We start from the raw sequence: 10,782 nt of genomic DNA on the forward strand, positions 1-10,782 counted from the left end.
GATGTCGAAGTTTAGCCTTTTTCACCGTTTAATCCCAGCCGGGGGGCGGCGAATAATGCCCTGAAGGACGTGATGCCAGGCAGTCTGTGGGATAACTGTCTGATTTCTGCGCTCAATCACTGATGACGAGGCAGAGGCAGGCCTCAGGGCAGGCGAAGGGGTATGGCCTGCTGTGCCAGCCAGTTTTGTAACGCCTGATCCGGCGCGCTGTCACTCACCAGCAGATCAAAGCGCTGCAGCTCGGCGATACGGGCGGGCAGCACTTTGCCATATTTACTGCTGTCCGCCACCAGCACCGACTTGCGGGCGCGCAGCATAGCGTGATGTTTCATCATCAGTTCATTGGTGTTGTAGCAGGTCGCACCCTGATCTTTGTCGATGCCCGCGGCAGAGATAAAGGCCAGCGTCGGACAGAGATCGTCAAGGAGGGTATGCACACCAATCGGCGTAAACAGCGCATTGTCGGCATGAAATTCACCGCCGCTGAGAATCACATTGCAGGCCGGTTTCTCTTTCAGGGTCAGAAAGGTATTCATGGCGCAGCAGATAGCGGTAAACGACAGGGTGTCGGGGATGGCATCAACGATATAGGGCAGGGTGGTGCCGCAGTCAAAGAAGACCATATCGTTCTCGTTGATCAAGCTGGCCGCCGCCTGCGCCAGGCGCTGCTTTCTGGCGGCATTCTGTCCATGCTGATCGCTGACAAAATAGTGGCCGGCATGACTTTTCGGATCGCTGACAATGTAACCGCCCAGCAGGACCACGCTGGATCCTGGCTCGGTTAAATCGCGGCGAACTGTCATCTCTGAAACACCCAGCAGCTGGGCCGCATCTTTCAGATGCAGTTTGTCGGTGCGTTTCAGCGCCTGCGTCAGCTTGTGAATGCGTTCGTCGCGCCGGGTTTCCATGGTCATCTCTCTGTTACCTATCCTGCAGTGCGGAGAAGGGACGCCATAATCGACGTCGATACGCCACAAACCTCACAGATTTGAATGAGTTGCGTCTCATCCGCCAGGCTGGCAGTCAATCTTACCCGCAATCTGTAAGGGCCGCAAACCTCCGCCGTGCGGTGATAGCGGACCCTCCCTGCAGGCGACCAGATCTCTCAGTCGCCACGCTCCATGATGTTATAATAGTAACATTTTAAATCTCCGTTCATGCTGTCTGCCGGCACTATTTGCCGCTTCAGGATGTGGTTTTTGTCACATATTTAACCTTTGAGAAAAGTTATTGTTAATTTAATAACATTTTAAATGTGAAAAAATCCGGGAGATTTGTCATGACAATTGCGGTTATCGGCTCAAACATGGTCGATCTGATTACCTACACAAATAGCTTGCCGAAAGCGGGCGAAACCCTTGAAGCGCCCGACTTTACCATTGGCTGCGGCGGTAAAGGCGCTAACCAGGCGGTTGCGGCCGCTAAAATGGGTGGCAATGTGATGATGGTCAGCAAGGTGGGCGACGATCTCTTTGCTCCCAACACCGTTGCTAATCTGCAGCAGCAGGGCGTGGACACGCGCTTTGTCACTACTGCAGCAGGCACCGCCAGCGGCGTGGCACCGATTTTTGTCGATGACCAGTCGCAGAACCGCATTCTGATCATCAAAGGCGCCAACCAGCAGCTTAAACCCGCCGATATCGACGACGCGGCAGAGGCGCTGAAAGCCTGTGAGCTGATCATCCTGCAACTGGAGATCCCGCTGGAAACAGTCTATTACGCCATCGATTTTGCCCGCCAGCATCAGATCAGGGTGCTCCTGAATCCGGCACCAGCCGTCGCCACGCTGGATATTCACTACGCCTGCAAATGCGACTTCTTCATGCCGAACGAAACCGAGCTGGAGATCCTCACCGGCCTGCCGGTCAGCACTGATGAAGAAGTAATCCTGGCCGGGCAGTCGCTGCTGAAGCGCGGCCTTAAAAATCTGATCATTACGCTGGGGAGTCGCGGTTCGGTCTGGATGAGCGGCGACCAGGTGCATCGCGTGGCCGCCACGCCAGTTCAGGCGGTCGATACCAGCGGCGCAGGCGATGCCTTTATCGGCTGCTTCGCATACCTGCTGGTGGAAACCGGCGATGTGGTCGCCGCCATGACCCAGGCCTCGGCTTATGCCGCCTGCAGCGTCACCGGGCGCGGCACGCAGCGCGCTTACCCCACCGCCGAGTGTTTCCAGCGTTTTCTCAACCGTAACTGAGGTGCTGCTATGCAACAGAAAATTGTTCAGCAATCGGATGGCTATCTGAATAAAACGCCGCTATTCCAGTTCATTCTGCTGTCGTGCCTCTTTCCGCTCTGGGGTTGTGCGGCGAGTCTCAACGATATTCTGATCACCCAGTTTAAAAGCGTGTTCGCCCTGAGCGATTTTGCCAGTGCGCTGGTGCAGAGCGCCTTTTATGGCGGCTATTTTCTGATTGCGATCCCCGCCTCGCTGGTGATCCGCAAAACCAGTTACAAGATGGCAATCATGATCGGTCTGGCGCTCTACATCGCTGGCTGTATCGCCTTTTATCCCGCTTCGCATATGGCGACCTACACCATGTTCCTCGCGGCGATCTTTGCCATCGCCATTGGTCTGAGTTTTCTGGAAACCGCGTCCAACACCTACAGCTCAATGATTGGCCATCGTGACCACGCCACGCTGCGCCTCAACGTCAGCCAGACCTTCTATCCGATCGGTGCGCTGATGGGGATTGTGCTGGGTAAATATCTGGTGTTCCAGGAGGGCGACAGCCTGGAGAGTCAGATGGTGGCGATGACGGCAGAGCAGGCGCATGCCTTCCGCCTCACGATGCTGGAGCACACGCTGGCGCCCTACAAATATCTGGTCATGGTGCTGGTGGTCGTGATGCTGCTGTTTATGTTCACCCGCTATCCGCGCTGTAAACCAGAGAGTAATGAGAAATCCCGGCCGTCGCTGGGCGAAACCTTCCGCTATCTGGCGGCTAATCGCCACTTTAAACGCGGCATTGTGACCCAGTTCCTCTATGTCGGCATGCAGGTGGCGGTCTGGTCATTTACCATTCGTCTGGCGCTGACGCTGGGGGCGGCCAATGAGCGTCACGCTTCGAACTTTATGATCTACAGCTTCGTCTGCTTCTTTATCGGCAAGTTCGTGGCGAACTTCCTGATGACGCGTTTCCGTGCCGAGAAAGTGCTGATCGCCTATTCGGTGCTGGGCGTGCTGACGCTGGCCTATGTGATGCTGGTGCCGAACTTTACCGCCGTCTACGCCGCCGTGTTTGTCAGCGTGCTGTTTGGCCCCTGCTGGGCAACGATCTATGCCGGTACGCTGGCGACGGTCGATAATAAATTTACCGAAGTGGCAGGTGCGTTTATCGTGATGGCGATTGTTGGCGCGGCTTTTGTCCCGGCGCTTCAGGGGCTGATGTCTGACACACTGGATTCGATGCAGCTGGCATTTGGCGTCTCACTGCTATGCTTCGCCTGGGTCGGATTCTATTTCTATGGCGAACTGCGCCATAAAAAACAGCCGGTCGCGGCCGGTCGGCTGGTGGAGGAGTTACGATGAAAACCCGTTTACCTATAGCGCGTGAGCAGTTTCACGCCACGCCGTGGGTGTTGCTGGAGAGCGATGACTTCCGGGTTGAGCTGTTTCGCTACCCGGCGGGCATTGAGGCGGTGCGCATTCATAACCGGCGCGGTAGCGTGACCGTGCTGCCGTTTCTCGGGCAGATGATCTGGGACGTGCAGTTCGACGATCATCACCTGACTATGGGCCACAGTTTTAAGCAGCCCTTGCCCGCCAATTCGATCATCGACACCTATGGCTGTTTTGCCTTTCATTCGGGGCTGCTGGCTAACGGCTGCCCCGCGCCAGAGGACGTTCATCCGCTACACGGTGAGATGGCCTGCGCCCGCATGGACAGCGCCTGGCTGGTGCTGGACGATCAGACGCTGTCGCTGGAAGGGGAGTGTGAATATGTCAAAGGCTTCGGCCATCACTACCTTGCAGTCCCGGCCGTCCGCCTTCAGGCCGATCGGCCCCGTCTGACAATTGAGATGACGGTGACTAATCTGGCGGGTGCACCGATGCCGTTGCAGTATATGTGTCACATTAACAGCGCGTGGGTCGATCAGGGACGCTTCCGGCAGTCGATCCCCGGAGGAGCATTTCAGCTGCGTCGGTCGATCCCTGCGCACCTTAAACCCACACCCGCCTGGCGCGAGTACACGGATCGCTTGTCGCGCGATCCACAAGCGTTACAGCAGCTCGATCAGCCGCAGCTCTGCGATCCGGAGATCGTCTTTTTCACGGACGATCTGCCGCAGTATGGTGATGAGGTGCAGTTTGAGCTGCACTCGCCGCAGGGCTTTGCGCTGATGACGCGTTTTTCTACCGCGCAGTTCCCGCACGCGACACGCTGGCTGCTGCACAACCACGATCAGCAGGTGGCGGCCTACATTCTGCCCGCCACCTGTCGGCCAGAGGGCTTTCTGGCCGCGCATCAGGCCGGCACGCTGATCACGCTGGCGAACGGCGAACAGCGCCATTTCTCCGTGGAGACCGGTTTGCTGTGAGCCGGATTTAAATCGCCACCAGGCCGCGCACACCCTCAGCTTCCATGGTGTCGCCGCGGCCCCGCTGTACGATCTCCCCGCGCGACATCACCAGATAGCTGTCCGCCAGCTCCGCCGCGAAGTCGTAGAACTGCTCTACCAGCAGGATCGCCATATCGCCGCGCTGCGCCAGCTGGCGGATCACCGCGCCGATCTCTTTGATCACCGAAGGCTGGATCCCTTCGGTCGGCTCATCAAGGATCAGCAGCTGTGGCCGACAGGCCAGCGCCCGGCCGATCGCCAGTTGCTGCTGCTGACCACCTGAGAGGTCCCCGCCGCGGCGTGACTTCATCGCCAGCAGCACCGGAAAAAGCTGGTAGATCTCCTCCGGCACTTCACGCGCCGCTGCTGCCGGAAAACGCGACAGTCCCATCAGCAGGTTCTCTTCCACCGTCAGACGCGGAAAAATTTCCCGTCCCTGCGGCACGTAGGCGATGCCCGCCTGCACCCGCTGGTGCGGCTTACGGCCATTCATCCGCTGCTGCCGCCACTGGATCTCGCCCGACTTCGCCGGGATAAGCCCCATCAGACATTTCAGCAGCGTGGTTTTCCCCACGCCATTGCGTCCCAGCAGGCAGGTAATTTCGCCAATCTTTACCTCAAACGACAGGCCGCGCAGAATGTGACTGCCGCCATAATATTGATTCAGTTCAGTAACCTGTAACATGTCAGCGCCCCAGATAAACGTCGATAACCTGCTCATTAGCCTGCACTTCGCGCAGCGAACCCTCGGCCAGCACCTGCCCCTGATGCAGCACCGTGACGTGGTCAGCGATGGTTTCGACAAAGCCCATGTCATGTTCCACGACCATCAGGGAATGTTTGCCCGCCAGGCTGCGAAACAGCTCGGCGGTGTAGTCCGTCTCCGCGTCAGTCATGCCCGCCGCCGGTTCATCCAGCAGCAGCAGATGCGGCTCCTGCACCAGCAGCATGCCGATCTCCAGAAATTGCTTCTGGCCGTGCGACAGCAGGCCCGCGCGGCGCTGGCGTTCGCCGCCCAGCCGCAGCAGTTTCAGCACCTCATCAATGCGGTCCCGCTGCTCGCTGCTGAGGCGAGCGCGCAGGCTGGCCCACACCGATTTGTCGGCTTTAAGTGCGATCTCCAGATTTTCGAACACGGTTAACGCTTCGAACACCGTGGGCTTCTGGAACTTACGGCCAATGCCAGCGCGGGCGATTTCTACCGGTGAAAGACGGGTCAGATCGCTGTCCTGGTCATAGATCACCCGACCCGCGTCTGGCCGGGTTTTGCCAGTGATCACATCCATCAACGTGGTTTTCCCCGCGCCGTTGGGACCAATCACGCAGCGCAGTTCACCGACGCCGATCTGCAGCGAAAGATCGCTGAGCGCTCTGAAGCCCTCAAACGACACGCTGATCTTCTCCAGTTGCAGCACCGGATCGCGCTGTGCCCGGTGGCGATCCGCCAGCTGGGGTTGGGTAAACAGGGCATCACTCATTTTTTCCTCCGGCGCAGCAGGCCAATCACGCCATGCGGCAGAAACAGCGTTACCAGGATAAACATCAGACCCAGGAAAAAGAGCCAGTATTCGGGGAAGGCGACCGTGAAAAAGCTGCGTGCGCTGTTAACAATCGCCGCGCCCAGCAGCGGGCCAATCAGCGTGCCGCGTCCGCCCAGCGCCACCCAGATCGCCGCTTCAATCGAGTTGGCCGGTGACATCTCGCCCGGATTGATAATGCCGACCTGCGGCACATAGAGCGCCCCGGCCAGGCCGCACAGTACGGCAGAGAGTGTCCAGACAAACAGCTTGAAGCCTCGCGCATCGTAACCACAGAACATCAGGCGGTTTTCAGCATCGCGTACTGCCGTCAGCACCCGGCCAAACTTGCTGCGCGCCAGGGCGAAGCCGATCACCAGACTCAGCAGCAGCAGCAGCACGGTGGCGATAAACAGCCCGATGCGGGTGCCGGTCGCCGTTACCGAAAAGCCGAGCAGGGTGGTAAAGCCGGTAAAGCCGTTGTTGCCGCCAAAACCGGTTTCATTGCGGAAGAACAGCAGCATCCCGGCGTAGGTCAGCGCCTGGGTCATGATGGAGAAGTAGACGCCTTTGATCTTCGAGCGAAAAGCGAAGAAGCCAAACACCAGCGCCAGCATGCCCGGCACCATCATGCTCAGACAGAGCGCCCAGGCAAAGTATTCGGTGCCGGTCCAGAACCAGGGCAGCTCACGCCATGAGAGAAAGGACATAAAGGCGGGCAAGCCTTCACCGGCGGCCTGACGCATCAGGTACATGCCCATGGCATATCCGCCCAGAGCAAAGAACAGGCCGTGACCCAGCGACAGCAATCCGGCGTAGCCCCACACCAGATCCAGCGCTACCGCGACCACCGCGTAGCAGAGGATTTTGCCGACCAGCGTCAGGGTATAGGTAGAGATCGCCAGCGGATGCGTGGCAGGCAGCAGCGCCAGAAACGGCAGCACCAGTAACGCCAGGGTGATGACCAGGCCGATGCTGATCGTCAGGCGCGGCGCGGTGCGCACAGCGCGGAGTGTGATGGGTTGCGTCATCAGTCAGTCACCCTTCCTTTAACCGCAAACAGTCCCTGCGGACGTTTCTGAATAAACAGCACGATAATCACCAGGATCAGGATCTTACCCAGCACCGCGCCAATCTGCGGCTCCAGCACTTTGTTGAGAATCCCCAGGCTGAACGCGGCAACCACGGTGCCCGCCAGCTGGCCGACGCCACCCAGTACCACCACCAGGAACGAGTCGATGATGTAGCCCTGACCCAGCTCCGGTCCGACGTTACCGAGCTGCGACAGGGCGACGCCGCCCAGCCCGGCAATGCCGGAGCCGAGGCCAAACGCCAGCATATCGACGCGGCCGGTCGGCACGCCGCAGCACTCCGCCATGGCGCGGTTCTGCGTCACGGCGCGCACGTTCATGCCAAGACGGGTTCGGTTCAGCAGCAGCCAGGTGAGCGCCAGCACAAACACCACAAACAGGATTACCGCGATGCGGTTCCACGGCAGCACCAGATTAGGCAGCAGCTGTAAGCCTCCGGAGAGCCACGACGGATTCGCCACCTCCAGGTTCTGCGCTCCGAACAGCACACGCACCAGCTGGATTAGCATCAGGCTGATGCCCCAGGTGGCGAGCAGCGTCTCCAGCGGACGTCCATAGAGATGGCGGATCACCGTGCGCTCCAGCGCCATGCCAATAGCGGCAGTGACCATAAAGGCGACCGGCAGCGCCAGCAGCGGATACCAGGCTAAGTAGTGCGGGGCAAACTGCTGGAACAGGCTCTGAACCCACCAGGTGGCGTACGCACCCAGCATCAGCATTTCACCGTGCGCCATGTTGATCACGCCGAGCAGGCCATAGGTGATTGCCAGGCCCAGCGCGGCCAGCAGCAGGATGGACCCCAGTGACAGGCCGCTGAAGGCCTGCCCCAGCAGATCGCCCCACATCAGCCGTTTCTGAATCTGTTGCAGGCTCTCCGTCGCGGCTGCCCGCACCGTGGCGTCCGGTTCATTCGCGGGCTGGGTCAGGCGTTGCAGGCTGGCCTGGGTATTGGGATCGCTGGACTCGCCCAGCAGTTTCACCGCCCGCAGGCGCACCATCGGCTCGCCATCCGCCAGTTGCAGGTTCGCCAGCGCCAGCGCTAATGCGGCGTGAACGCGGCTATCTTTTTCGGCGGCCAGACGCTGTTCCAGCAGCGGCAGCTGGTCGGCGGCACCCTCATTCTGCAGCTGCTGCGCTGCACGCAGACGCAGTGCCGCATCGCTGCTCACCAGCTGGTGGGCAGCCAGCGCGTTGTTCACCAGCACGCGCAGGCGATTGTTCATAAACAGCTTTTTAATGTTGCCGGTGGGCTGCGATACAGCGTCCAGCGGCTGTAGCGTCGAACCCTGCTGGCTGAATGGCTGTTTGTTCTGGTCGATGACCACGGTTTCGGCCTTCAGCGCTTCCAGCAGCGGCAGACGATGGCTGTCCGGCGCGGCGGCCCACTGTTGCAGCAGCGTGGCCTGCTGGCTGCGGCTGGCGGCGGCAAAGTCAGCCGCCGGTCCGGCACTGGCAAACAGCGGTATCAGCAGCAGCAGGCTGAAAAAGCAGCGACATAAATTCATAAAAGGAGCCTCGTTTGGGAAGGTCAGCACGGCAGCCTGAAAAGTGACAGCCGTGCTGCCGCGTCACAGCGGGTGACGCTGTCTCATCAGCAACGCGCGCTTACTGCGCGGTCTTCACCGGGTGATCGGGCTTCTTATCGTTACCGGCAATGTACGGGCTCCACGGCTGCGCGCGCACCGGCTTATCGGTCTGCCACACCACGCTGAACTGGCCGTTCTCTTCCACTTCGCCAATCATGACCGGCTTATGCAGATGATGGTTGGTCTCATCCATGGTCAGGGTAAAGCCATCCGGCGCTTTGAAGGTCTGACCGGCCATCGCCGCGCGCACCTTGTCCACGTCCGTCGTGCCCGCTTTTTCCACCGCCTGCGCCCACATATGAATGCCAACATAGGTCGCTTCCATCGGGTCGTTGGTCACGACGGTGGCGGCGTTCGGCAGGTTGTGGGCTTTGGCGTAAGCGCGGTAGTCGGCGACGAATTTCGCGTTGGTCGGATTATCGATCGACTCGAAATAGTTCCAGGCGGCTAACTGACCCACCAGTGGTTTGGTGTCGATGCCGCGCAGCTCCTCTTCGCCCACCGAGAAGGCGACGACCGGAATGTCCGTGGCTTTGATGCCCTGGTTGGCCAGCTCTTTGTAGAACGGTACGTTGGAGTCACCGTTGATGGTCGAGACCACGGCTGTTTTGCCGCCTGCCGCGAATTTTTTGATGTTCGACACAATGGTCTGATAGTCGCTGTAGCCAAACGGCGTATAGACCTCTTCGATATCTTTGTCGGCCACGCCTTTGCTGTGCAGGAAGGCGCGCAGGATCTTGTTGGTGGTGCGCGGATAGACATAGTCGGTGCCCAGCAGGAAGAAGCGTTTTGCGCTGCCGCCATCTTCGCTCATCAGGTACTCCACCGCCGGAATCGCCTGCTGGTTAGGTGCCGCGCCGGTGTAGAAGACGTTGGGCGACATCTCTTCCCCTTCATACTGCACCGGATAGAACAGCAGGCCGTTCAGTTCTTCAAACACCGGCAGTACCGATTTGCGTGATACCGAGGTCCAGCAGCCAAATACCACCGCTGCTTTATCCTGGGTCAGCAGCTGCCGCGCTTTCTCGGCAAACAGCGGCCAGTTTGAAGCGGGATCGACCACCACCGGCTCCAGCTTTTTCCCCAGCACGCCGCCTTTGGCGTTGATCTCATCAATGGTCATCAGCGCCACATCTTTCAGCGGCGTTTCAGAAATCGCCATGGTGCCGGAGAGCGAATGCATGATCCCCACTTTGATGGTGTCAGCCGCCTGCGCACTCCAGGCGAAACCCAGACTGACAACGGTGGCGGAGAGCGCGAAAGCTTTGATCAACGAACGTCTTTTCATCATTTAAACCCCTGAGTGGTTGTTATGTTATTCGGTGAGCTGGAGCCGTGCCTGCTGCAGGCGATGCAGAGTAATCTTCCTGACCTCCGCCTTACTGACGGCGATGTGATCGGTCAGGATGCGTTGCGCCTCGCCTGTCTGCTGCTTGAAAATCGCCTGTAAAATCTGCGCATGTTCCTGATAAGTGGCACAGATGCGGTCGTCGCGGGTGAAGTCGAGCCGGCGAATAATGCGGATCTTCTCCGTGAGTTCGGCGTGAATGCGTGCCATCTCCGGGTTGCCCGCTGCGGCCACCAGCGTCATGTGAAACGCCTCGTCATGCTGCGACACCACCAGACCCTCGGTGAGCGCCTCTGCCTCACACCAGAACTGGTTAAGTTCGCTTAACAGCGCGGCACACTGCGGCGCAGGTAGGGCGCAGAGGCGTTTTACCGCCTCGCACTCCAGTACGGTGCGCAGGTCATACAGCGATTCGAACCAGGCAAAATCGAAGTTTTTGATCTGCCAGCCGCTGCGGAACCAGACTTCAACAAAGCCTTCGCGCTCCAGCCGGAACAGCGCCTGGCGCACCGGCGTGCGGCTGACCGCCATCCGTCCGGCGATTTCGCTTTCGCTGAAACGATCGCCCGGCATCAGCCGAAAGGCGAAAATATCGGCCTTCAGCGCCTGATAGACCCGTTCAGCCAGCGCTTCCGGACGCGCTTTAGGGGATTGAGGTTGGGTTGTCATTGCCGCTC

10 protein-coding genes are annotated in these 10,782 nt (G+C 59.4%); 3 read left to right on the plus strand and 7 right to left on the minus strand.

Annotated elements, in window-relative coordinates; genetic code table 11:
• Positions 1 to 143: 143 nt before the first annotated feature.
• The gene (deoR, locus tag QSK07_RS06420; protein ID WP_285721223.1) at positions 144 to 908 is read right to left on the minus strand and encodes a DNA-binding transcriptional repressor DeoR; all 765 of its coding nucleotides are present in this window, start codon (positions 906 to 908) and stop codon (positions 144 to 146) included.
• A 371-nt stretch (positions 909 to 1,279) separates the two neighbouring features.
• Between deoR and rbsK the strand changes: the two genes are divergently transcribed.
• Genes rbsK through QSK07_RS06435 form a run of 3 tightly spaced genes read left to right on the plus strand, consistent with a single transcriptional unit; the run spans position 1,280 to position 4,542 of the window.
• Positions 1,280 to 2,197, plus strand: a complete 918-nt coding sequence (gene rbsK, locus QSK07_RS06425) for a ribokinase (RefSeq protein ID WP_275220501.1) — start codon at positions 1,280 to 1,282, stop codon at positions 2,195 to 2,197.
• A gap of 9 nt (positions 2,198 to 2,206) precedes the next feature.
• A complete protein-coding gene (gene fucP / locus QSK07_RS06430) occupies positions 2,207 to 3,532 on the plus strand; it encodes an L-fucose:H+ symporter permease (protein WP_285721148.1) in 1,326 nt (441 codons plus the stop codon).
• Positions 3,529 to 4,542 carry an aldose 1-epimerase family protein gene (locus QSK07_RS06435; RefSeq protein WP_285721149.1) on the plus strand — a complete coding sequence of 338 codons (1,014 nt, stop codon included), beginning with the start codon at positions 3,529 to 3,531 and terminating at the stop codon, positions 4,540 to 4,542. The genes fucP and QSK07_RS06435 overlap by 4 nt, the downstream gene beginning before the upstream one ends.
• A gap of 7 nt (positions 4,543 to 4,549) precedes the next feature.
• Here the strand turns inward: QSK07_RS06435 and urtE are convergent, their stop codons facing one another.
• The 6 genes from urtE to QSK07_RS06465 all read right to left on the minus strand — a co-directional run bounded on the left by urtE (position 4,550) and on the right by QSK07_RS06465 (position 10,774).
• A complete protein-coding gene (gene urtE, locus QSK07_RS06440; RefSeq protein WP_285721150.1) occupies positions 4,550 to 5,248 on the minus strand; it encodes an urea ABC transporter ATP-binding subunit UrtE in 699 nt (232 codons plus the stop codon).
• Position 5,249: 1 nt separating this feature from the next.
• A complete protein-coding gene (gene urtD, locus QSK07_RS06445; protein WP_285721151.1) occupies positions 5,250 to 6,041 on the minus strand; it encodes an urea ABC transporter ATP-binding protein UrtD in 792 nt (263 codons plus the stop codon).
• Positions 6,038 to 7,111 carry an urea ABC transporter permease subunit UrtC gene (urtC, locus tag QSK07_RS06450; RefSeq protein ID WP_285721152.1) on the minus strand — a complete coding sequence of 358 codons (1,074 nt, stop codon included), beginning with the start codon at positions 7,109 to 7,111 and terminating at the stop codon, positions 6,038 to 6,040. The genes urtD and urtC overlap by 4 nt, the downstream gene beginning before the upstream one ends.
• Positions 7,111 to 8,676, minus strand: a complete 1,566-nt coding sequence (urtB, locus tag QSK07_RS06455) for an urea ABC transporter permease subunit UrtB (protein WP_285721153.1) — start codon at positions 8,674 to 8,676, stop codon at positions 7,111 to 7,113. Before urtB ends, urtC begins: the two co-directional genes overlap by 1 nt.
• Before the next feature lie 100 nt (positions 8,677 to 8,776).
• Positions 8,777 to 10,045, minus strand: coding sequence for an urea ABC transporter substrate-binding protein (gene urtA, locus QSK07_RS06460; RefSeq protein WP_285721224.1), 1,269 nt, complete (start codon positions 10,043 to 10,045; stop codon positions 8,777 to 8,779).
• A 27-nt stretch (positions 10,046 to 10,072) separates the two neighbouring features.
• On the minus strand, positions 10,073 to 10,774 hold the full coding sequence (locus QSK07_RS06465) for a GntR family transcriptional regulator (protein WP_098051552.1): 702 nt from the start codon (positions 10,772 to 10,774) through the stop codon (positions 10,073 to 10,075).
• Positions 10,775 to 10,782 lie beyond the last annotated feature (8 nt).

Source organism: Pantoea sp. QMID4, from assembly GCF_030270445.1.
Lineage (GTDB): Bacteria > Pseudomonadota > Gammaproteobacteria > Enterobacterales > Enterobacteriaceae > Pantoea > Pantoea vagans.